This window comes from Actinobacillus equuli, from assembly GCF_900636745.1.
GTDB classification, from domain to species: Bacteria; Pseudomonadota; Gammaproteobacteria; order Enterobacterales; family Pasteurellaceae; genus Actinobacillus; species Actinobacillus equuli.
This window is the reverse complement of sequence record NZ_LR134310.1, coordinates 1774787-1798818: the sequence shown is the minus strand read 5'-3', so window position 1 is coordinate 1798818 and position 24032 is coordinate 1774787. Positions and strand designations below refer to the sequence as shown.

Here is a 24032-nt window from a genome sequence, read left to right as displayed (position 1 = left end):
AAATCAAAATTAGACCGCTTGTCTGCGTTATTCTCTCCAATTTTTAGTAAAGTTCCGCTATAATCTCTACTATTTTTACTCTGCAATTATTGATTTTGTTGAGTTTCGATTAGTTTTATAAAGGATATTTTTATGATGCGTTCTCATTATTGTGGTGTTTTAAACCGCTCGCACGTTGGTCAAACCGTAACATTAAGCGGTTGGGTTCACCGTGTGCGTAACCTCGGTCGTTTTATTTTTATGCAAATTCGTGACCGTGAAGGTATCGTGCAAGTTTTCTTTGACGAGAAAGACGAAGCGCTTTTCAAAATCGCTTCAAGCCTACGTTCGGAAGCGTGTGTGCAAATTCAAGGTGAGGTGATTGCACGCGATGAATCACAAATCAACAAAGAGATGGCGACCGGTGAAATCGAAGTCTTAGTGAAAAATGTGGTTGTATATAACAACTCGGAAGTTTTACCGCTGGATTTCAACCAAAACAACACAGAAGAACAACGTTTAAAATATCGCTATCTTGATTTACGTCGTCCGGAAATGGCGGAAAAACTTAAAACACGTGCGAAAATCACCAGCTTCGTACGCCGCTATATGGACGACAACGGTTTCCTTGATATCGAAACACCAATGCTAACTAAAGCAACACCGGAAGGCGCGCGTGACTATTTAGTGCCAAGCCGTGTACACAACGGTAAATTCTACGCCTTACCGCAATCACCGCAGCTATTCAAACAGTTGTTAATGATGTCAGGTTTTGACCGTTATTACCAAATCGTAAAATGTTTCCGTGATGAAGATTTACGTGCCGATCGTCAGCCGGAATTTACCCAAATCGATGTGGAAACTTCATTCTTAACCGCTGAAGAAGTACGCGAATTAATGGAAAATATGATTCACGGCTTATGGTTGGATCGCTTAAATGTCGATTTAGGCAAATTCCCAATCATGACATGGCAGGAAGCGATGCAACGTTTCGGTTCAGATAAACCGGATTTACGTAACCCATTAGAATTAGTGGACGTGGCGGACATTTTAAAAGACGTTGAGTTTAAAGTATTTAACGAGCCGGCAAATTCAGCAGACGGTCGTGTAACCGTGCTTCGTGTACCGAACGGTGCAACGCTTACTCGTAAACAAATTGACGAATATACGCAATTTGTCGGTATCTATGGTGCAAAAGGCTTAGCGTGGGCGAAAATCAATGATGTGAATGCCGGCATGGAAGGTATCCAAAGCCCGGTAGCAAAATTCTTAAACGAAGAGGTTTTCAAAGCATTAATCGAGCGTACTAACGCAACTAGCGGCGATATCTTATTCTTCGGTGCGGATAAATGGCAAGTCGTTACCGACTCAATGGGTGCTTTACGTCTGAAAGTTGGTCGTGATTTAGCATTAACCGATCTTTCAGCTTGGAAACCGCTTTGGGTGATTGATTTCCCTATGTTTGAAAAAGACAGCGAAGGTAATCTTTCTGCAATGCACCACCCGTTCACGTCTCCAAAAGGTTTAACGCCGGAAGAATTAGCGGCAAATCCGGTGAATGCGGTTGCAAATGCTTATGATATGGTTATCAACGGCTACGAAGTAGGCGGCGGTTCAGTACGTATTTACGATCCGAAAATGCAACAAACCGTATTCGGTATCCTCGGCATTAACGAACAAGATCAACAAGAAAAATTCGGTTTCTTACTAGACGCATTAAAATTCGGTACACCACCGCACGCCGGTCTTGCATTCGGTTTAGACCGTTTAACCATGCTTATCACCGGTACAGAAAATATTCGTGATGTGATTGCATTCCCGAAAACTACCGCAGCAGCGTGTTTAATGACCGAAGCACCAAGTTTTGCAAACCCGCAAGCATTGGAAGAGCTTGGTATTGCGGTAAAGGAAGTAGCTAAATAAATGAAAAAGCCATTAACAATAATGCTTACGTCATGGCTAATGATGGGTACAGCTGTCTTATTGATAGTAAACCACTTATCTAGTTTATATGGCTCATTTACAATCCCTATTTTACAAGACAACATCTTCTATACTCTTTCAGATGTACTGTTTAATATCAGTAATGCATTCTTCCTTTTACTAGGAAGTATCGCTTTGTTAAAAAAGAAATATTGGGGAAAAATACTGTTATTGGCTTATCTCATTCCAATGGCTCTAAAAAATGGTGTAGGCGTAATTGCAGGAATCCATCACTTAGGCATGACTCCTGAGCTTATTATCCATTTTTCAGTATTTGCATTATTCAGCTTCGTTATTTTTTTATTATTCCGACCTAGTGTGAATAATTATCTAAATGAACTACAAAAATCCTAACTCCGTTTTAGTTGTGATTTATGCAGAAAATTCGGGAAGAGTCTTAATGCTGCAACGCCAAGACGATCCCGAATTTTGGCAATCGGTCACTGGTTCGCTTGAACCAAACGAACAGCCGTTTGAAACGGCAATTCGTGAAGTGAAAGAAGAAATTGGCATTAATATTTTAGCGGAAAAACTGGTGCTGACAGATTGCAACGAATCGGTAGAATTTGAGATTTTTCCGCATTTTCGGTATAAATACGCGCCTGATGTCACGCACTGCTCGGAACATTGGTTTTTACTTGCCTTAACGCAAGAACAACAACCGATATTAAGTGAACATTTAGCGTTTAAATGGGTGAGCGTTGAAGAAGCCACCCAACTAACAAAATCACCGAATAATGCGGCGGCAATTGCAAAATATTTAACTCCCCTCTTTAGAAAAGAGGGGCAGGGGGAGATTTGATAGTAATGTCAAATTCTCTTACGAGTGTAAGGTTATTCTGCCAAATCTCCCCTAACTCCTCTTTGCTAAAGAGGGGGACTTTTTCAAAACATAAATTTAAAAGAAGGAAACAACAGAATGGCAGGTCATAGTAAGTGGGCTAACATTAAACACCGTAAAGCGGCACAAGATGCGCAACGCGGTAAGATCTTTACTAAATTAATCCGTGAATTAGTTACTGCAGCTAAATTAGGCGGCGGTGATGTTTCTGCAAACCCTCGTTTACGTTCTGCAGTAGATAAAGCGTTATCAAACAATATGACTCGTGATACGATCAACCGTGCAATTGAGCGTGGTGTAGGTGGTGGCGATGACACCAATATGGAAACCAAAATCTATGAAGGTTACGGCCCGGGTGGTACAGCGGTGATGGTTGAATGTTTAAGTGATAACGCAAACCGTACCATTTCACAAGTTCGCCCAAGTTTCACTAAATGCGGTGGTAACTTAGGTACAGAAGGTTCTGTTGGTTACTTATTCAGCAAAAAAGGTTTAATTTTAATTGCTTCAGGCGATGAAGACGCTTTAACCGAAGCAGCAATCGAAGCGGGTGCAGACGATATTCAACCGCAAGAAGACGGTTCATTCGAAATCTATACCGCTTGGGAAGATTTAGGTGATGTACGTGACGGCATTGAAAAAGCCGGTTTCAAAATTGAAAATGCGGAAGTTACGATGATTCCATCGACTACGGTTGAACTTGATGCAGAAACTGCACCAAAATTGCTTGATTTAATTAACCGTCTTGAAGATTGTGATGACGTACAAAACGTATATCACAACGGTGAAATCAGCGACGAAGTTGCTGCATTGTTATAAATTACAATATATAGCCAACCTTTTAGGTTGGCTTCTTTTTTACTTAAATTGAACTAACTTCAATAACCAGCATCTAATGGATGCATTTAAAACGTGTGTGTTTATCTCTAACATAAGGAATATAAAATGAAATTAATGAAATTTGCTTCGGCGTTATCTTTAGCGACCCTCTTAGCGGCTTGTTCAACAGCAGGCGATGTAGCTTCAAGCGTAACTGAAGGTGTATCAAATGCCGCTTCAGCGACAACAAATGCGGTAAAAGAAGGTGCGACAGCCGTATCTAACGGCGTTTCAAACACAGTAAATACTGTAAAAAATAAATTAACTGCGTCTTCTAAAACCGTGGTTTATCAATGCCAAAACAGCAAAACTGTGGTTGCAACTTATGATTTCGAAGGTGAAAAAGCAACCGGTTTAACTTTAACTGTGAATGATGTGGCGGTAAAAGAGTTAATGCGTGATGAGAAAAATAAAGACTTTGCTTCATTCGCCTCAAAAACGCACGTATGGAACTTAGATGAAACCTTCTCACTTTCAACCTTTAATAAAACCGAAGCGGGAATGTTATTCAAAAAAGGTAAAAATGCAGATGAAATCCTTGCAAAAAACTGCGAAGTTAATCAAACTGCAACTGCAAAGTTAAATAAATAACAGATTGATTCGTTTAGATAAGCGGGCGGATTTGTAAAATTTTTTGCAAATCTGCCCGCTTGTTTTCATTCATTGGACAAGCTATGCCGATTATTTTAGGAATTGACCCCGGTTCACGGGTTACCGGTTATGGTGTGATTCGTCAAACTGGACGCCATTTAGAATATTTAGGAAGCGGTGCAATTCGCACTTCCGTCGATGATCTACCGACTCGCTTAAAACGCATCTATGCAGGCGTGACCGAAATCATCACCCAATTCCAACCTGATATGTTTGCAATTGAACAAGTGTTTATGGCGAAAAATGCCGATTCCGCACTCAAACTCGGGCAAGCTCGTGGTACAGCGATTGTCGCAGCGGTAAATCACGATTTACCTGTGTTTGAATATGCCGCCCGTTTAGTCAAACAAACCGTAACCGGTATCGGCTCGGCGGATAAAATCCAAGTACAAGATATGGTCACCCGTATGCTTCAACTTTCGTCCAAACCGCAAGCCGATGCCGCCGATGCCCTTGCGATTGCGATTACTCACGCTCACTCGATTCAACATTCGTTAGTGGTTGCAAAACAAAGTAATCAGAAAGTGAGTAGTGACAAGGAACAAATTCTCGCCTTGATGAAAACCCGTTATAGTCGTGGACGATTCCGCCTAAAAGGCTAATTTGCAAAATTTTTGCCATTTTTGACCGCTTGTTGCCCCCATAAAAAAGCCTCTCTTTTCATTGAAAGAGAGGCTTTGGATTCATTGCACTAGGCTTTATATAAAGTTAAATCAATTTCTTGATTAGCAAAATGTGCTAATTCTTGTTGATGAGTTATAAAAATCACCGAAGCGTTCGGAAGCTGCTGCTTAATTAATTTAAACATTTGAGCCGCAGATTCCGCATCTAAGCTACTGGTTGCTTCATCTAAATAAATCACTGCCGGTTTATTCAGTAAGATACGTGCAAAAGCGATACGTTGCTGTTCCCCACCTGAAAAAACATTATGCCAAGCATGAACTTCCATTAGACGATTCTGCCATGCACTTAGCCCTACTAGCTCTAAGACCGTATTAATTTCAATATCGCTATAACAATTTTTGTTCGGATAGCTTAATACGTCCGCTAAAGTGCCTTCGTTTAAATAACTGCGTTGCGGCACAAGCAAACTTGGTTTATTCGGTTGCTTATACTCGCCCTCATAATAATCCCAAATACCGCTTAATACTCGCAATAAAGTCGATTTACCTAAACCGCTTTTACCCTTTAAGCGAATCCATTGGTTATGATCAATTGCCAGAGATAAATCACTAAACAAGCGGTTATTTTCCGGTGTGTAAATGGCAAGCTTTTGCGTATCTAGCGCTTTATCGCTGACGGCAATTTCTGCTTTAACACGCTTTTCCAATTCATCCATTTCTTGCTTTAATTGGGTTAAACGTTTAATCGCCGAACTCCATTCAGGTAAGCGTGAATAAGCGAAAATAAACCAGCTAAACGCATTAATTACGACACTAAAAGCACTGCGGATTTGCATAATGCCACCAAAGGTAATCACTTTCATCATCAACAATGGAATAGAGAACACCACCGGTAATAAGTTCGAAACACGATCGTAGCCCACCGTGAATAACCCTAACTGTAATTCTTTAGTCATCAGGCTACGCCAGTTAGTGACGATAGCTTTAAACTCATTGGCGAGCGTGATTTTTTCCGCTTCTTCCCCTTGGTAAAGTGCAATCTGTTCCGCATTATCTTGCTTGCGAATTAAACTGGTACGGAAATTCGCTTCAAACATTTGTTGTTGATAATTTAAGCCGTGTAACTTACGTCCGATAAAATGGGTAAATAGCGTACCGAATATCGAATACACAACCGCAACCCAGACTAAATAACCTTTCACCACAAAAGTATGCCCGAATAGTGTAAATTCAGGACTACCGGATAAATTCCATAACACCATAAAGAAAGCATATAGCTGAATGATGTTGAAGATAAAAGAAATCGTTAATTCAATGGTCAATTCGATAAATAAGTGAATATCTTCCGCAATCCGTTGATCCGGATTATCCATTTTTTTACGATGTGCCAAGCGATAATAAATTTGCTTAGAAAACCACTGATTCAAAAACTGTTCCGTCATTGCCTGACGCCAACGAATAATCAACAATTTACGTAACCAAGTACGATAGACATTCGCCAAGACGAAAACGGCAACATAAATAAAATATTCACCTAAAAGTGAATAAGCCTTTTCCACCTCAAGCCCTGCAAGCGTATCGTAAAACACTTTTGACCACTCGGTGATTTTAACGTTGATATAAGTAAAACCGGAACCAATACCAATAATAACAATCGCCATCAGCCATGCTTGCCAATTCGATTTGTTAATCCAATACGGCTGACATAATGCGTATAAATTTTTAAAAAATTGCGTCATGAAAATTCCTGAAAATTCCGAGAAAAGCTAAAAAAATAGGCGGAAACTATGCTCCGCCTATCATCTCTTCACACTATTTTTTCGGCGTCGTCACAAACAGCTTTTCACTATTCGGGTTATAAATATTTCCCGCCATTGCTTTTACTTTTTCTACGCTGATTTCATCGGTAAGTTGCTGCATATCCGAGAGATATTGCGGATTACCGAATTGCTCATCGCTTAAAATTAAACGTGAAAGCCATGTTCTTGGTTCATTCAAGCGACCTTTTTCCGCTTGTACGAACATCGCTTTAGCTTGTTGTACATCCTCTTCTGTAATTTGGTTTGCTAGATCGCTTAATACTAAGCGAGCTTGTTCCACCAATTTATCCGTGAGATCCGGATTTGCGACAAAACTTAATTCCGATTCAACTCGCTGCGTTTCCGGATTGAGCGTACTGTCGAAGCGTAAGCTATACACGCCAAGTTGTTGATCACGTAACGTATTCTTCAACTTAGTAGTTGCAATATTGCGTACCAGCGAAACTAACATTGCATCTTTACCCTGCCATTGATGCGGGGTAAAACTCCATAAACGGACATCGTCTTTCGGCTCTAGATTCATTGCAAATTCTGCCTGCGCTTTGCCGTCAACCGGTAAAGTTTGGGTCGAATTCAACCGCTTGTCACGAGGGAGATCCGCTAACAATTCGGCAACTAATTTCTTCACGTCCGCTTCATTCATATCATTCATTAAATAGAATGTTGTCGGCGCACTCACCATTTTCGCCCATTGCTCATTCAGCTCTTTTTCGGTCAGTTGTGCTAATGAAGCCTTATTTGGCAAAGTATCGTCCACTTTTTCAAGATTAAAGCGTAGTTTCGAGATCGCTTTTAAACGTTCGGTTTCATCGCTTTTCTCATTCTGCACATCAATCGTTCTGGCAATAGATTCTTTGGTTTCGTCTAAACCTTCTTTAACCTTAGTTTCCTTTTGGTAAGCGTAATAGAGACGAAGTAATTCCGCTAATTTGCCATTTTCCGCCGAACCGTCAAAACTTAGTTTAGTTGCGGTTTGCTTAATCGATAGATTAATTTTGTTAAGCTCTTTCCAACGTACCAGTTGCTCAATTTCCCAATCAAGCGGTGCGTTTTGCTCAATTAATTGCGAAGCGATTTGGCTTTGCCAAATACCTAAACCTTGCGCTTTAAAGCCGGCTGAACTTTGTGCCATAAATAAGGTGCGATCTTTAGCGAGAGGTGATTTAAGCCACACCACTTTATCACCATTTGAAAGCATCCAATATTTTACTTGTTGCGCATCAAAGCTTTGCTCACTGATGATTGTACCTTTACCGACTACCGTCTCTAATGACATTGGCACAATTTCTTTCTCTTTTTGCGGAGCGGCAATTTCCGATTTCTCTACTTGTGCTTGTAACTCATTCACGATTGCTTCCGTAATCGGGGCAATTTGTGTTTTACGAGGCGGTTGATAATTCACCAAGCGATCTTTCGCATTAAACCAATCTTGAATACGTTGGTTTACTTCTTCTACCGAGATTTTTTTTAACATCGGTTCGGTTAAATTGGCAATTTCCGGCTGAGTCAAAAACGGCTTATCAACTAACACCGTATCTACCATCACTTGCATCCATTTTTGGAAATCACGATTGCCGTCATGTTTTTTCGCATTTTCAATTTGCGCAAAGATCGGTGCTTTTTGCTTATCCAATTCTTCCTGAGAAAGCGGGAAACGCTTAATACGCTCAATCTCTTCGATAATTTGTTTTAAACCAAGCTGATGAGCTGTCGGCTCAACGCTAGCAAAAATCGCAAGTGCGACACTGTTTTTGCCGATATCCGATTTACGAGGAACCACTGCTGATACTCCTTTCGGCAATACATCCGCTTGGTTACGCAAACGTTGAATTAACGAAGAAAGTGCAAGGCGATCTAATAAACGTTGATAACGACCGTCTTCCGTCTGAGCTCGGCTCTTACTTTCGTCAAAACGGAAAATATACGCAATTTGGCTTACCCCACTGCGAGGGTCTTGAATTTTGTTAATTAATAAACGCTCTTTTAAAACCGGCTCAAGATAATCACGCTTAGGTAACGCTTTCGCTTTTACCTCGCCAAAATAGCGCTGAATTTCTGTTTTGGCTTTTTCCGGCTCAACATCGCCTACCACCAATAAGTTCATATTGTTTGGCACATACCAGGTTTGGTAGAACTGCTGTAACTGCGTTGCCGGCATTGATTGAATGCTTTCCTGTGTACCGATCACGCGATGACGAGCATAGCGAGAATCCGCTCTCACCGCAGCAGTACGTTGCTCATTCATTGTTGCGCCAACGCCTAAACCTTGTCGCCATTCTTCCATAATAATTTTGCGCTCATCATCCAAATCTTCTTGAGTCAAATTTGCGTGAAACACCATTTGTGATAAAGAATAGAAACTCTGCTCCAAGCCAGATGTTGCCGGAGGTGTTAATAAATAAGTTGTACTGTCAGTGGTCGTCACCGCATTATAGTTTTTGGCGCGTACCCATTTTTGCTCGTGTAAATAAGGCATCAAACCATTTGGATGTGCGTGAGTCCCTCTAAACACCAAATGTTCTACCATATGCGCCACACCGGCTTGATCATCATTTTCATCCACACCACCTGCATTTACGCGTAAGCGGATTTCTAGATGCCCTTTTTCATCATGTAAAGGGAGAATCGTATATTTCAAACCGTTTTCTAATTGACCTTGAATCGGTTCACTTTTTTCCGCATAGCTTGCGCTCGATGCCATAAATAGGGCGAGCGCCGTTAAAATAAAACGCATTTTTTTAACCTTCTAAAAATGAAAATCCTCTCGCTTAGAAAGCGAGAGGGAGAATAGGTTGCAAGCGGTCAAATTTTAGCAAAAATTTGCAAAATTTTCTGAAAATTTAACCGCTTGTTCACTACCAGTTGTAGCTTACCCCAGCCCAGAAGTTACGTCCTTGCTTATAAACCGAACTTTTCTTACTAGATTTGGATAAAGATTTGCGGTTTAACACATTATTCACATCAAGAGTAAATTCAAGGAATTGGGTCTGTGTGAGTGGCTGTTTATAGATAAAACGCCAATCGAGATTAAATTCATCTCCCATTTCGAGATCTTCATAAATATCTGCATTACCGACATAATTACCACAAATCAAACTTCTTTCACCATCTGAATATTGCCCATTGCAGAGTATCGTCGTATCAACTTCACGAGTTTTACGCCCTTTAGTAAAGCTAAAACGTTGATTCCAATTCAGATTAAGTGTTGGAAATTCCGTATTAACGTTAAGGAATGCACTCCACGGCGTGTTAAAGTCATTTGGTGGCAAGTCATCGGCATCAATTAATTTACCGTTGTAAATAGCTTTCGTTTTTAAACTCACATCATTGTTGTAAGTTTTGTTGCTCGATTTACTACGGCTAATTCGCAGACCTAAATCCCAATTTAATTTTGCATATTGCCATTCGTAACCTTTAACAGGCGCAACGCTTAATGTGAAAGTATCATTTTCACTTCTGCCGTTATTGTTCATTACACGATACATCTCACCCGAGAAATAACGGTTTGCACTCGCAAATTGGTTTTTGCTTTGGCGATTTACCCATTTGAATGTCCAGCGAGTGTCCCAAACACGTTGTGATAACCCCAGCACTTTTTCATCGCTGTAAGGCGTTTTAAGTTTGCGTGGTTGTAAATAGCGGTTTGGCGCAACGCCTCGCCCTTCTGGTGTCCATTCGCCAATCGTACCATCGGCATTAAATTCTCTAACATCTTTGCCGATAACATCTAGCCCTTGTCTTAAGCGAGAGGAAAGCAATGACCCCTTATAATAACGGTTTGCGCCCGCAAAAATGATCGTGCTTTGATCGTCAAATAAATCGTAAGAACCTGATAAGCGGTAATCGATATTCGTGTTATCTAAGAATCGGTTATAACTTAAACGAGAACCAAGAGAGAGTTCTAATCGTTTCCATTTGAGTTGATCTTGCAGGTAAAGTGCAAACTCATCATCTCTTACTTTTACCGTATGCTGATTATAATTTAAACGTTGGTATGCAAACTGATCGCCTTCAAGACAAGCCTCTGCATCGTTACAAACCACATTCGGCGCTTTACGGTAATAGTAAGCATGATAACTGGTATCTCGACCTGATTTCGCTTTGGCGATTTCTGCAATCCAACCAAAACTTAATTTATGCTCCATTCCGGCAAAATCGAATGCATTGCCTTCGTAATCTTGCTTAAGCGTATAAATTTCTTTTTCGAGTGAACGTTTACCATAGCCACCGTATTGAGAATATGTACCGCTAGTCCAATAGAAATTATCCGATGACATATAACGGTGGTAATCATTCACATCATATTCTGTGCGGTTGCCCGTTTTTTTATAGCCAATGTAGGATTTTACTTTCGCCCAATCTAAGGTTTTTTCCCACTCAAGATTTGCTTGTACACCGCCACCGATATTTTCGAAAGCGCCATTTTCAGTGTCAGATTTAAACTGCTTCGCATAATTTGGTGAATACATCACTGTCGCACGCCATAAATCACCATTTTCAGGCAAATAAACCGCACGCAAAATGTAGTTTTCATTGATACGAGATTGTTTTTTCTCAATCGGTGTATTCGGGCTTGCCAGATAACGCATATCAGGGTGAGCGTTTTTCATCGTGGACTGTAAGCGGTCATAAGAGAATAAAATCGCCAAATTATCGCTGAGTTTTTCACTCGCATTTACACCGAATTGGTGCTTCACAAAACGAGGTTGATAATCTAAACGGCGGGCTTTTTCAAACGCATCTTCCTGACCCTCTTGAATATAGAAATGCGTCCAATCATCACGAGTGGTGCGGTAATAGATTTTCCCCGTGCGTCTTTCAAAATTCGGATCTTTTAATTTGGCGTCAAGCACACCACCAGTAAAATTACCGTATTTCGCCGAAACATTGCTGTCAAAAACTTCAAGTGATTCTAATAAACTCGAATCAATCCACATTGACTGAGAAGAACCATTCGGTAAATCATAAGGATTTGCACCAACCGCTTCACCGTTACGCATTTGGTTGCCGATTGGGTTCATATTGTCATTGTTCGACATTCCGTCCAAAATGAAATTATTGTTGTAATATTTTTCGCCGTGGAAAGAAACCTCATTCGGGCGGATCTCGCCTGCGTTGGTAGATAAATCCGCATTATTTGAAAAACGAACATTCGGGTTTGATTTTAGTAAATCGGTAATCCCACCATTTTTTGAGGCTTGGCGTTTAATTTGTTCAGCGGTAATTTTTTGTGTACCGACTTGCTGACTGAATGATTGCCCAACGACAACCACCTCTTCTAACTCAGCGGTTTCTTCAGCATAGGCAGCATTAGTTAATGCCAGCAAGATACTGGAATACAATAAGGAATGTGAAAAGCGTTTCATCATGTGTTCTCTAAAAAAAGCCAAAATTCGTGATTATTTTTTCCCTGCAAAAGCACCTTGCGCCGAAGAGGCTTTTTCTGTGCTATTTGTTTCAAAAGTACCGATCACTTCTTCCGCATTTTTACCTACGAATACACCTTTATAAGTACCTTCTGCATTACTTGCGATCGCACCGAATTTTGCTGAGCCGCTAAAGCCTACTACGCCGTTCTCAACACTGATCTTTCCTTCATTTAACGCCACATTTTCCGTTACTTTTTCCACACCTTTTAAATTAACCGTTTTTTGGAAAACCGAACCGCTTACCTTGTCATTTTCCACTTTTAAGATGAAATCTCGCGTCATTACTGCCGGCACATTTTTTGCACTATAAGACGCTTTACCTGTATAGGTTGCATTTACGACTGCCGCACGATCTGTAGTTAAATCGCTCTCTTTTGCTAACACAATAAAAGCATTATTCGGCTGTGGATTCTCATTATCATAGGTTTCACGAATAACCGCATAACTTGAATAAGCTTGATTGTAATTAACTACGACACTGCCTCTTGCTACCTCTTTATGGCAAGTTGAGGTTTTTGCATTACTACAAGAGGCTGGCGCATTTGAGCCTTGTTTTTGTAATTTTGCTAATAATGCTTCTCGTGCCTCGCTATTACCATAATCATGCACAATAGAATTCACATTGTTATAAGATATTGCAGTGGTAAGTGCTTTATTTATCGCAATTTTCTTTTCTTGTTCGGCTTTTTTTGTCTGTTCTGCTGCTTTCTCTTTTTTGATTAAATCCGCTACCGCCGATTGAATTTGATTAAAGACATTAGCTGCTTCTAAGTTTAAAGTACTAGCCTGATTCGCAATGTTCATTACATTATTCGCCTCGTCTGTGGCGGTAGATAATTGCGTACTTGCACTTGATACACGTGAAGCGGCATCTTTCGCTACTTTTTTTGCATCTTCTGCTGCCCCATTCGCATTTTCTAGCAAACCACTAGCGAGTATTAAGACTTGTTGTGCTTCTGCTGTCGAATTAGCAGCTTGTGCTTTAACTAAAGCTAATTGAAGATCAGCCAATGCCTTTTTTATTACTTCAAGGTGTTCTTGAGCTTGTAATTTATCTTCTAATAAATTTTGTACCGCCACTTGGCTTAAGCGAGTACTTTGATCAATTCCGGGCTGATCACTTCCCCCTGATGAACACGCCGTTACCCCGATAGATAACAAAATTGCCGCAGCTGTATTTAATACTTGCTTATTTAAAATATTTTTCATTGAAAGTACCTATAAAAGTAGAGTTATTAACTAAAATGTTTTTTCCAGTAATACGTTTACACTTTTATCCGAGTAAGAATAAAGGCTTGCGAAATTACTACGTTGTTTTTTCCAGTGATAATTGAGCTTTGGGGTAATCCCCCATAAGTGCCAATCTCGTTTCCAAACGGTTGCATTGATATGATAGATTCGGTCTTCACGCCGTTTGTCGAAATGAAAAGCTGAACCGAGCAAAAGATTATCCTTATACTCTCGCGTAGAAGCTGAAAAGCTTAAACGAGAAGATATTCCCCAACGCCATTCTTGCCCCCAACCGATGCGGGCTGTTTTTAAGTCATAGCCATAATGACGAACTCTTGTACGTTCTTGAGCGTAATCCGTACCTAAATAAAAATAAGAACGAGGGCTAGCGCGCCATAATATGGTTAGTGAAGCAAGTTTACTTTTACCATTTAAACTTGGGCTATTTGAATAGAAATTCCCGGCATATTCCGCAGCCGTTGAGAATTGCCAATTTGACGTTAGCCAACGGTTAAATTCTATTCTGCCACCGTTACTGCGCTTGTATCGATGACCGCCATACCATTGCTGTTCATAAAACGGCAAAATCGCAAAGCGTTGCTGTGAGCCTTTATGTACATAGCCTAACGATAAACGATTAGTAATATCATCATAATCATGCTGATCCCAGTAACTTTTGCCGTATAAACTATTTTCGATATGAAAATAATGGGCATTCCATAAATTGATATCACGCTCTAAACCAAAGTAATAACCGATACCCTGTGCTTTTTGCGGCAACATACTCTCGCCTTTTATAAAGGCGGTATTTTCAATATATCGTTCGCCTGAAACATTATTTACATTGTCTTCACGCAAATAATTAGCGCTTAATGAAAGCTGCCACGCATTACGTTGTTCCAGCGTTTGTAAATAAAGATGAATCAATTGTTCAATATCAATGGGAAGTTGCGGCTCGCTCAGAGCTTTTTCAAACTGCTCTTTAGCCGCCTTGTCCTGTTGAGATTGGAATAACACAATAGCAAGCTGTATACGGACAGGTGTAAGTTCCGGTTTTAGTGCCAATATGTCACGATATAACTTGCTTGCCTTCGTATATTGTTGCTGGGTTTTGGCAATTTGCGCCTGTGCAAAAAGAATTAAAATAGGATCGGTATTCGGAAATTGACGATAAATCGTCAATAAGTATTCAATAGAAGAAAGGTTACCTGTTTCTATTGCACGATTGAGTAATTGTTCGCTCAATAATTTATTTTTGGACAAATCTCGAACAGAAAATTGAATATTTTCTGTCGAATTTATGACGAATTCAGGTAATTTTTGGGATTCTTTAAGTAATTTAGCAATTTCCACATTCTTTTCAGGTGTATTAATTTGTTGCTCAGCATAAGCAACATCAACGCGTGCTAAATAGACTAAAACTGCACATGAAAACGCTAAATTTTTAAACATAGATTAAAGTCATTAAACGCAACATAATGCGTTTATATTTCTGTTCCAATTGAAACCTTATAATTATTCCGATACTAACAATTTTGTCATCGCTATTCAATAAGAACTATTCGTAAATGCATTTAAGTTTGATCCTTTTAAATATCTGTATAATTTATAACCCTAAATATATACATAAAAAATAAAAGGCTTATTATTTTTATTGATTAAAAGCAATTTAATACAACTTATTAATTAATCAAAAGCGGTCTAATTTGCAAAATTTTTTACAAATTAGACCGCTTGTTTTGTTGATAAATTAAATGCTATTTTTGTTGAATTATTCGGCTAATTCCACACGTAATTTTTTCGTTACCTCAACCATTACTTGTAATTGTTCGATAGTTTCTTTCCAACCACGCGTTTTTAAGCCACAATCCGGATTCACCCATAAACGTTCTTTCGGAATTACCTTCAATGCTTTACGTAATAAATGCTCGATTTCGCCGGCTGTCGGTACACGAGGGCTATGAATATCATAAACACCCGGACCGATATCATTCGGATATTTGAAATCGGCAAACGCCGTGAGTAATTCCATATCCGAACGTGAGGTTTCAATCGTGATCACATCCGCATCAAGCCCTGCAATCGCCGGTAAAATATCGTTAAATTCCGAATAACACATATGGGTGTGGATTTGAGTATCGTCTTTTACGCCCATATAACTTAAACGAAACGCTTCTCCCGCCCATTGTAAATAGGCATCCCAATCCGCCCGTTTAAGCGGTAAGCCTTCTCGAATCGCAGGTTCGTCAATCTGAATCACTTTAATACCGGCTTTTTCCAGATCTAATACCTCGTCAGAAAGTGCCACACCAATTTGCTTACATACGGTAGAACGAGGAATATCATTACGTACAAACGACCATTGTAAAATCGTCACCGGGCCGGTTAGCATGCCTTTCATCACTTTATCAGTCAGGCTTTGAGCATATTGCGACCAACGCACCGTCATCGGTTCAGGACGAGTGACATCGCCATAAATCACCGGCGGTTTTACACAACGAGAACCGTAGCTTTGTACCCAACCGAATTTAGTGAAAGCAAAGCCGTCCAGTAACTCACCGAAATATTCCACCATATCGTTACGTTCCGCTTCGCCGTGAACTAATACGTCTAAGTCCAGCTCTTCTTGCTTACGAACCACAAATTCAATCTCTTTTTTCATTGCTGCTTCATAATCGGCAAGAGAAAGTTCACCTTTTTTGAATGCGGCACGGGCGTGGCGAATTTCCAATGTTTGTGGGAAAGAACCGATATTGGTGGTTGGAAGAAGCGGTAAATTTAGCCATTTATTTTGCAATTTAATTCGCTCGGCAAACGGTGACTGGCGCTTATCCGCATTTGCAGGTAAATTCGCTAAACGTTGCGCGACTTCCGCTTTATGAATCACTTTGCTGTTCGCTCTTGCATCTGCTGCTGTTTGGCTATCATTCAGCTGTTCTGCAACCGCTGACCGCCCCGCATTTAATGCCTGTTTTAAAACCTGCAGCTCTGCCACTTTTTGTAATGTAAAAGCTAACCAGCGATACAATTCAGGGTTAGTTTGCTGTAATTGCGTTTCTACCGCTAAATCATAAGGTGTATGCAATAGCGAACAGCTCGGTGCAACCCATAAACGCTGATTAAATTTCGCTTTTAATGGCTCCAACACATCCAATACACGATTTAAATTCGCTCGCCAAATATTACGCCCGTCAATCACACCGGCAGAAAGCACTTTCGGATAATCTTCAAATACACTGAGTTGTTCCGGCGCACGTACCAAATCAAGGTGTAAACCGTCTACCGGCAACGCTTTTAATAAAGCAGCGTGTTCCGCCACCGAGCCGAAATACGTTGCCAATAATAGCTTCGCATTCACTTTAGCTAACTGAGCGTAAACGTCTTGATAAGCCGCAAGCCATTCTGGAGGTAAATCTAATGCCAATGCCGGTTCATCAATTTGAATCCATTCCACACCTTCAGCGGCGAGTGCGGTTAAAATCTCAAAATAAACCGGCACAAGTTGCTTGAGCAAATCAAAGCGGTTAAAGGCTTCACCTTTTTCTTTACCTAGCCATAAAAATGTTAGCGGGCCGACGATCACCGGTTTAACCTGATGTCCGGCAGTTTTCGCTTCACGAATTTGATTCACATAATGCGTAGGATTCGCCTTAAACGTGGTATTTTTCTGAAATTCCGGTACAAGATAGTGATAGTTAGTATCAAACCATTTGGTCATTTCAATCGCAAACTGCTCTTTATTACCACGTGCTAATTGGAAATATTGATCAAGAGTCAAACTTTGGCTGTCAAAACCAAAACGAGCCGGTATCGCACCGGTTGCTACTTGTAGATCTAAAATGTGATCGTAAAACGTAAAATCGCCGACCGTGACAAAATCCGCATCGGCTTGTGCTTGATGCAGCCAATTTTTTTCACGTAACGCTTTTGCCAGATCTAATAAATCTTGTTCGGCTAATTCTTTACGCCAGTAGCGTTCCTGCGCAAATTTTAATTCACGTTTTGCCCCTACACGTGGGAAACCTAAGATATGTAATGTTGTCATACTGCACTCCTGCGATCTGTTTGTTATTCAGCTAACTTAGCGATTAATCCGCTAAGCTGTGTCAAAAATAATGCAAGAACCTTAAACATTATGCAACTTCATAATTTTCAATTTAATTATGAATATTTTTAATAAATAACTAAGTTATAGACTACGCATAAGGTATGCCCTTTATGGTATGCTTAATCATATCTCAAGACATTTTTTAGGGAGGAAAAATGAAAAAATGGCTAGGACTTTGCGCCCTTTTAGCACTTAATACCGCTTATGCTGATGAATGCTTATATTCATTAACAGGGAAAAAACTAAAAAGCGTACAATGTGATGTGGAACGGCTCGAACAAGGGATCGTACATGGTAATCAATATTTCACCGATCAAATTACCATCAATCATAATCGATTCTATGTTTCCGCCTATGAGTTAACATACGAAATTACTGGTGCGGAATACGGGCTAATTAGTAAAAAAATGCCGGACAAAATACCTGAGCCGGATAAAACGAAAACCGTCTTCTTTTCTTTAGATGAAAATATGCAATGGGCGGATCATTACAGTTATTGGAGTTGTTGGCAAAAAGAAATCGGCAAAGAAACGGTTTGCGCAAAAACTACTCAGTAAAAATAAAGCGGTCTAATTTATTTCATTATTTGCAAATCATTTTTGTTGCAAAAAAAGAATAAAATTAGACCGCTTATACATTTAATTAGCTATTATTGGCTAGCGCCAAATACCGCGCCCCAAGAAGTATCACTACCAATGTTAGACACATCTCTAATCATACCGCCAAGCTCTTTAGCATTTTCACCGTAGAATTTGCCTTCTACATTCGCTTTCGTTGGGAAACTATTTGAATTTGCCGCACCGGCAAAGCTATTACCAGAAATATCTGCCGTAATATTCACTGCTTCAAGCGTATCAATATTTAAAGAACCATTCAGTTTTTTCGCACCGAAATCAACGTTAAATTGTGACGTTCCTTTTAACCAATCATGTTCATCAAATTGCACTGTATTACCGGCAATAATTGCATGACCATTATACGTTGCCGTTCCACTTGTCGGCATTGAAGTTGTTGCCGAACCATTATAGAACATATAACTATCTACTTCCGGACCATCACTATCGAGAATACCAAAGCGCACGGCACTATATTTATCACAGCAAGTTTGTAACAGCCCGTCATTTAACCAAGGATCCTGCGAAATGCCTGATCTTTTATAATCAACTTGAATTAATTTACCATCTACATTCAAATATTCAGTATTTGGGTCATTTATCTCTATTTCCTAATGCGGACTTATTCGAATGAATATTATTACTATCACCGCTACTTCCACAAGCACTCAATACCAATCCGGCTAATACAGTTAAACTTAGTTGTGCAATTTTTGCATATATGCTCCTAATATATCCTTATAAGAAATTTTTTAAGTATATAAATCAAGATAAATAAACCAGAAATATGTAAACTATATTTAACTTATTTTAAAATAGTAGGATACAGCTTGAGAATAATAAACAGCCGTTCAGGAAAATGATACAAATATAAGATAGACAAATATAATTTTATTTAGTTTCATAAATTAAATCATTTACCTTTCAATTATAATGAAAAAAATTTACTTATTAAAAACAATAATTTATATTATACTCATCCTACTACTTAATTTTATAAATACTTTCTTAATTGTAAATGAAACCCATATTTCTTGAACTTCGCCATCTAAAAACATTACTTGCCTTAAAAGAAAGCGGGAGTGTCTCGCTTGCAGCCAAACGAGTCCACTTAACACAATCTGCGCTTTCCCACCAAATTAAATTATTAGAAGATCAATATGAACTCACATTATTTGAACGTAAAACACAACCTTTACGTTTTACACCCGCTGGAGATCGTTTAGTAAAATTAGCTCATGAAATTTTACCTAAAGTGGCGGAAGCAGAACTCGATCTTGCTCGAGTAAAACAAGGTGAGGTTGGAGAGTTGAGAATTGCGGTTGAATGCCACACTTGTTTTGACTGGTTAATGCCAGCAATGGATACTTTCCGTCAAAGCTGGCCATTAGTCGAATTAGATATTGTCTCCGGCTTCCATACTGATACTGTCGGTTTATTATTAACACATCGTGCAGATTGGGCTGTTGTCGCGGAAGCGGAAGAAACTGAAGGAATTATTTATCGCCCACTTTTTTCTTATGAAATGGTAGGGATTTGTGCTAAAGATCACCCATTAGCTCAAAAAGATATTTGGGAAGCGGAAGATTTTATTGACGAGACATGGATTACTTATCCGGTTCCAGACGATATGTTAGACTTATTGCGTAAAGTTTTGCGTCCGGCAGGAATTAATCCTACCCGTAGAACCAGCGAATTAACTATTGCGATCATTCAATTGGTGGCAAGTAAACGAGGTATTGCAACCTTACCTTACTGGGCAGTGAAACCTTATTTAGATCGAGGTTATGTTGTTGCCAAAAAGATCACACAACAAGGGCTATACAGCAATCTTTACGGTGCGTACCGAGAAACTGATCAAAATTATGCTTATCTGAATGATTTCCATAATACGGTAAAATCACAAAGTTTTGCCACTTTACCAGGTCTTATGGTTTTAGAAGACTAGCTTTTATTTCATATAAATAAAAAAGCGGTGAAATTTGCAAGATTTTTTACAAATTCCACCGCTTAATATTTACGATAACAAATAATTAAAAACTACTGTTTAACAGCTCCAAATGCACCGCCCCAGCTAGAGCTATTTACCTTATTATCTCTTGTTTCTGGAGAACTCTCAAATACACCCGCTAATTCTTTAGCATTTTCACCATAGAATTTCCCTTCAACTACTGCTTTAGTTTCCTTGTATTTATCAAAGGTTGCCGTCCCCGTAAAACTGTTCCCTAAAATCTGACTATCTACTTTAATATTCTTATGTTCTAATTTGTCAAAAGTTAAAGTACCCGTTAATGTCTTAGCTGCAAAGTCGGCTTCAAATTTTGATGAACCAAAAGCTGTTTTCTCATCAGTAATTGCCGCTAATAAATAAGCATCACCTTCATACTTAAATTTACCAGATGCTGGTATATTAGCTGAAACATTACCATTATAAAACTCATAAGATTTATTTACTCTTCCATCATATACACCAAAACGGACATCACTATATTTTTCACAGCATACAACTAACTCATCGTCTTTTACTTTCCAATTACCTTGAGTTGTTGTAGCCTCAGAAAATTTAATTTCAATATCATCTACCTTAATAGAAGTAAGATTAGGTTCTTCAAGCTTTACTTTAGTTAATACAGGGACTCTCCTTGAAGCACCATCGACAATAAATACGCCACCACTTTCTTTAGTATCCAATTTTAAGGGCATTTCTGCCTTAGGTTGTTCCGCTTTTGGTTCCGTCTTAGGTTTCTCCGCTTTTGGCTCTGCCTTCGGTTTCTCTGCTTTTGGCTCTGCCTTCGGTTTCTCTGCTTTTGGCTGTTCCGCTTTAGGTTTCTCATTTTGCGGTTTAGCCGATGAGCCAGAACCACCACTACTACAAGCACTAATTACGACGCCCGCTAATAATGTCAGCGCCAGTTTTGTCATTTTTTTCATATAAACTCCATAGGTAACTAAAAAAACGAGTATATTATACACAAAAAATTACAAAACAAATAATTTTTACTAAAATCAACTTAAATATAAAAACAAAAACGGTCAGACCTTATCAATCCGACCGTTTCTTTTATCTCTTATTTGTTATGCTTTCGCACGATATTTAGAATGCTGTTTTACCGCTTTACGAATTTGGCGAATATTGGTACGACGGCGATTTTTCGTCACATCTACCTTGGTTTCGGTTTCCGCCGGTAAGCCAACAAGCTCACGTAAATAGTTTACTTGCTCCAAGCCCATTTCTTCCCAACCGCCGCGAGGTAACCCTTTTTCCAATTTGATATTACCGTAACGAATACGAATTAGGCGGCTAACCTCAACACCTTGCGATTCCCATAAACGACGTACTTCACGGTTACGTCCTTCGGTTAAAGTCACATCAAACCATTGGTTCAAACCTGTGCCGCCAACGGTTTTAATCTGTTTAAAGTTTGCCGGACCATCTTCTAACTGAACACCTTTACGTAAACGTTGCAGCATTGCTTCATCAATATTACCAAACACACGCACGGAATATTCACGCTCTACTTCTCGGCTCGGGTGCATTAAACGATTCGCTAACTCACCGTCTGTAGTAAACAGTAATAAACCTGAAGTATTAATATCTAAACGACCGACCGCAATCCAACGTGCACCAGTTAAACGAGGTAAGCGATCAAATACGGTTGCACGGCCTTCCGGATCAGAACGGGTACATAATTCACCTTCCGGTTTGTAATACATCAATACGCGACAAATTTCTTTTTGTGCCGGAATTAGGCTGATCAAATTACCGTCAATACGAATTTTAGTAGCACTGCTTACTTGCACACGATCGCCTAAGCTGGCGATTTTACCGTCAACGCTCACACGCCCCGCTGCAATAATCTCTTCCAACTCGCGACGAGAGCCCTGACCGGCACGCGCTAGAATTTTCTGTAATTTTTCGCCGGCTACTTTCGCTTTTTTCTCTGCTGTCTCAATAACAGAAGCGGTCGGTTTTACTGATTTTTTTACTAATGGTTTAGACGTTGGACGGGTACGTCTTTCAGATTGTTCATCAAATTTTTTAGATGATGAACGCTTGTCTCCGCTACGTTTATCAAAACGCTTTTCGCCTTGCGAATGTTTAAAAGACGTTGAACGTTTATCGGTTTGTTTTTTTTGAAATGTTGTCATTAAAATTCCTTAAATTGTCGCTCTCACGAGCGTCTGAAATATGGATTTCTCCACTTTTCCTATACACGATAGGAGAAAATGCGATTAGTTAAAAGGCGTAATATCGCCCGATCCTTCACGAATAATTCGAGGACTATCTTCGGTTAAATCAATCACGGTTGTCGGCTCTTGACCTAAATAACCGCCGTGGATAATTAAATCCACACGATGCTCTAAATGTTCTCGAATTTCATCCGGATCCGATTCGGTAATTTCCGTATCAGGTAACATTAACGAGCAAGATAAAATCGGCTCACCTAGCGCTGCAATTAATGCCAAAGCGATCGCATTATCCGGTACACGAATCCCAATCGTCTTACGTTTAGTCATTAATCTACGCGGCACATCTTTAGTTGCCGGTAAAATAAAGGTATAAGGATTTGGGGTGTTATTTTTGATTAAGCGATAAGATTGATTAGTGACTAATGCATAAGTGGAAAGCTCTGACAAATCACTACATACCAAGGTAAAATTGTGATTTTCAGGCAATTTACGAATCGCAACAATGCGATCCATTGCGTGTTTTTCACCAATTGCACAGCCTAAAGCATAACCTGAATCTGTCGGATAAATAATAACGCCACCATTTTTAATAATTTCTACCGCTTGATTAATCAAACGTGCCTGAGGGTTATCAGGATGAATATAAAAAAATTGGCTCATAGCGTAATATCCTTCGAAAAAAATGTTGGTGCATTATACACCAACATTCTTATATTCTCTAAAGAATTATACCGTTCTTAGAGTGCTGCTAATTGCTCTAGCGACGGCGCAAAATAATAACTACCGGAAACCGGCTTAGTAAAGCCTAACAAGCGGTCTGTTTTGCCGTCTAATTCACCAAACATACTTTTAAGCTGTTGGTCGATATTGTGTAAACGTTTCGCAAAAGCAATGAAATATAGACCATGCTCGCCGCTCGCTAAACCGTACGGCAAACTGTGGCGTAAAATTTTTAAACCTTTGCCATTTTCTTTTAAATCCACACGCCCTACGTGAGAATTTTCCGGCACATCCTCAAGCTCAACACTGTCCGCTTTTGTTCTGCCGATCACTTGTTCTTGACGCTCCGTGTTCATCTTATGCCATTTTGCCAATTGATGAACATAACGTTGACTCAACACATAACTACCACCGGCATCCTCACCGTCTTCAATTAAAGCGACTTCACGCAGTTTTTCATCGGTTTGCGGATTCTCAGTGCCGTCAATAAAGCCGGTTAAATCACGCTCTTCCACCCAACGAAAACCATGGGTTTCTTCCACAATTTCTGCCACTTCTTTTAATTGTTCCACCACCATCAAAGCGATAGAAAAATTAATATCCGGACGATTAGATTGGATATGCACTAAAAAATCACGTTGGGTTGCCGGCGCATACTCTCGCTCTGCTTTGCCTAGCGCAACAAAATCCTTTAATTCAGTAACGGAATTAACCTTTAGCTGGCTCCAAAGCGCTTTACCAAAAGCAAGGGTAAGCCCTAATGCCTCTGTAGCAAACTGCTGCTGAATTTCTTGAAATTGATGCTGAATGGTATGAATTCTAGAACGAAACGTTTCAATATTTAACACATTCGCTTCAATGAAAATGCCTGATTTACGATGGGTTAATGTAATGCCGGATTGTGGAGTTGCCATAATGTATCTCATAGGTAAGAAATAATCGTTATTGTACAAAAGCAAGTAAA

Annotated in this window: 19 protein-coding genes; 8 read left to right on the top strand and 11 right to left on the bottom strand. The window is 39.6% G+C overall.

The window, feature by feature from the left end:
- Positions 1-132 precede the first annotated feature (132 nt).
- The 6 genes from aspS to ruvC all read left to right on the top strand — a co-directional run bounded on the left by aspS (position 133) and on the right by ruvC (position 4935).
- Positions 133-1902, top strand: a complete 1770-nt coding sequence (aspS, locus tag EL121_RS08500) for an aspartate--tRNA ligase (protein ID WP_039196116.1) — start codon at positions 133-135, stop codon at positions 1900-1902.
- A complete protein-coding gene (locus tag EL121_RS08495) occupies positions 1903-2316 on the top strand; it encodes a hypothetical protein (protein WP_014991009.1) in 414 nt (137 codons plus the stop codon).
- Positions 2297-2764, top strand: coding sequence for a dihydroneopterin triphosphate diphosphatase (nudB, locus tag EL121_RS08490; protein WP_039196114.1), 468 nt, complete (start codon positions 2297-2299; stop codon positions 2762-2764). Before EL121_RS08495 ends, nudB begins: the two co-directional genes overlap by 20 nt.
- A 117-nt stretch (positions 2765-2881) precedes the next feature.
- The gene (locus tag EL121_RS08485; protein WP_005624439.1) at positions 2882-3622 is read left to right on the top strand and encodes a YebC/PmpR family DNA-binding transcriptional regulator; all 741 of its coding nucleotides are present in this window, start codon (positions 2882-2884) and stop codon (positions 3620-3622) included.
- A 126-nt stretch (positions 3623-3748) separates the two neighbouring features.
- Positions 3749-4273: a hypothetical protein gene (locus tag EL121_RS08480; RefSeq protein ID WP_039196112.1), complete on the top strand. Its 525-nt coding sequence runs from the start codon at positions 3749-3751 to the stop codon at positions 4271-4273.
- An 83-nt stretch (positions 4274-4356) separates the two neighbouring features.
- Positions 4357-4935, top strand: a complete 579-nt coding sequence (ruvC, locus tag EL121_RS08475) for a crossover junction endodeoxyribonuclease RuvC (RefSeq protein WP_014991005.1) — start codon at positions 4357-4359, stop codon at positions 4933-4935.
- 89 nt (positions 4936-5024) lie between these two features.
- Here ruvC and EL121_RS08470 read toward each other — a convergent pair whose 3' ends face one another.
- From EL121_RS08470 to metE, 6 genes are all read right to left on the bottom strand, one after another.
- Positions 5025-6695 (bottom strand): ABC transporter ATP-binding protein/permease, encoded by a 1671-nt coding sequence (locus EL121_RS08470; protein WP_039196110.1) that lies wholly within the window; start codon positions 6693-6695, stop codon positions 5025-5027.
- Positions 6696-6768: 73 nt separating this feature from the next.
- Complete coding sequence (locus EL121_RS08465) at positions 6769-9510, bottom strand: M16 family metallopeptidase (RefSeq protein WP_039196108.1); 2742 nt, start codon at positions 9508-9510, stop codon at positions 6769-6771.
- A 121-nt stretch (positions 9511-9631) separates the two neighbouring features.
- Entirely contained in the window at positions 9632-12145 is a 2514-nt protein-coding gene (locus EL121_RS08460; protein ID WP_231554681.1) for a TonB-dependent receptor plug domain-containing protein, read from the bottom strand.
- Positions 12146-12175: 30 nt separating this feature from the next.
- Positions 12176-13414: a transferrin-binding protein-like solute binding protein gene (locus EL121_RS08455; RefSeq protein WP_039196104.1), complete on the bottom strand. Its 1239-nt coding sequence runs from the start codon at positions 13412-13414 to the stop codon at positions 12176-12178.
- A gap of 30 nt (positions 13415-13444) precedes the next feature.
- Positions 13445-14887, bottom strand: coding sequence for a surface lipoprotein assembly modifier (locus EL121_RS08450; protein WP_039196102.1), 1443 nt, complete (start codon positions 14885-14887; stop codon positions 13445-13447).
- Between the two features lie 319 nt (positions 14888-15206).
- Positions 15207-17480, bottom strand: a complete 2274-nt coding sequence (gene metE / locus EL121_RS08445) for a 5-methyltetrahydropteroyltriglutamate--homocysteine S-methyltransferase (RefSeq protein ID WP_039196101.1) — start codon at positions 17478-17480, stop codon at positions 15207-15209.
- A gap of 218 nt (positions 17481-17698) precedes the next feature.
- Between metE and EL121_RS08440 the strand changes: the two genes are divergently transcribed.
- Entirely contained in the window at positions 17699-18100 is a 402-nt protein-coding gene (locus EL121_RS08440) for a hypothetical protein (RefSeq protein ID WP_014990998.1), read from the top strand.
- Positions 18101-18192: 92 nt separating this feature from the next.
- Here EL121_RS08440 and EL121_RS08435 read toward each other — a convergent pair whose 3' ends face one another.
- A complete protein-coding gene (locus tag EL121_RS08435) occupies positions 18193-18735 on the bottom strand; it encodes a Slam-dependent surface lipoprotein (RefSeq protein ID WP_039196100.1) in 543 nt (180 codons plus the stop codon).
- Between the two features lie 440 nt (positions 18736-19175).
- On the opposite strand from EL121_RS08435, the gene EL121_RS08430 reads away from it, so the two are divergent.
- Positions 19176-20105 (top strand): LysR family transcriptional regulator, encoded by a 930-nt coding sequence (locus EL121_RS08430; protein WP_039196098.1) that lies wholly within the window; start codon positions 19176-19178, stop codon positions 20103-20105.
- A gap of 92 nt (positions 20106-20197) precedes the next feature.
- Here EL121_RS08430 and EL121_RS08425 read toward each other — a convergent pair whose 3' ends face one another.
- From EL121_RS08425 to EL121_RS08410, 4 genes are all read right to left on the bottom strand, one after another.
- Positions 20198-21088, bottom strand: coding sequence for a Slam-dependent surface lipoprotein (locus tag EL121_RS08425; RefSeq protein ID WP_039196096.1), 891 nt, complete (start codon positions 21086-21088; stop codon positions 20198-20200).
- Positions 21089-21232: 144 nt separating this feature from the next.
- Positions 21233-22306, bottom strand: a complete 1074-nt coding sequence (rluB, locus tag EL121_RS08420) for a 23S rRNA pseudouridine(2605) synthase RluB (RefSeq protein WP_081978347.1) — start codon at positions 22304-22306, stop codon at positions 21233-21235.
- An 84-nt stretch (positions 22307-22390) separates the two neighbouring features.
- Positions 22391-23008: an L-threonylcarbamoyladenylate synthase gene (locus EL121_RS08415; protein WP_014990994.1), complete on the bottom strand. Its 618-nt coding sequence runs from the start codon at positions 23006-23008 to the stop codon at positions 22391-22393.
- Positions 23009-23085: 77 nt separating this feature from the next.
- Entirely contained in the window at positions 23086-23982 is an 897-nt protein-coding gene (locus tag EL121_RS08410) for a Dyp-type peroxidase (protein WP_039196094.1), read from the bottom strand.
- Between the last annotated feature and the right edge of the window lie 50 nt (positions 23983-24032).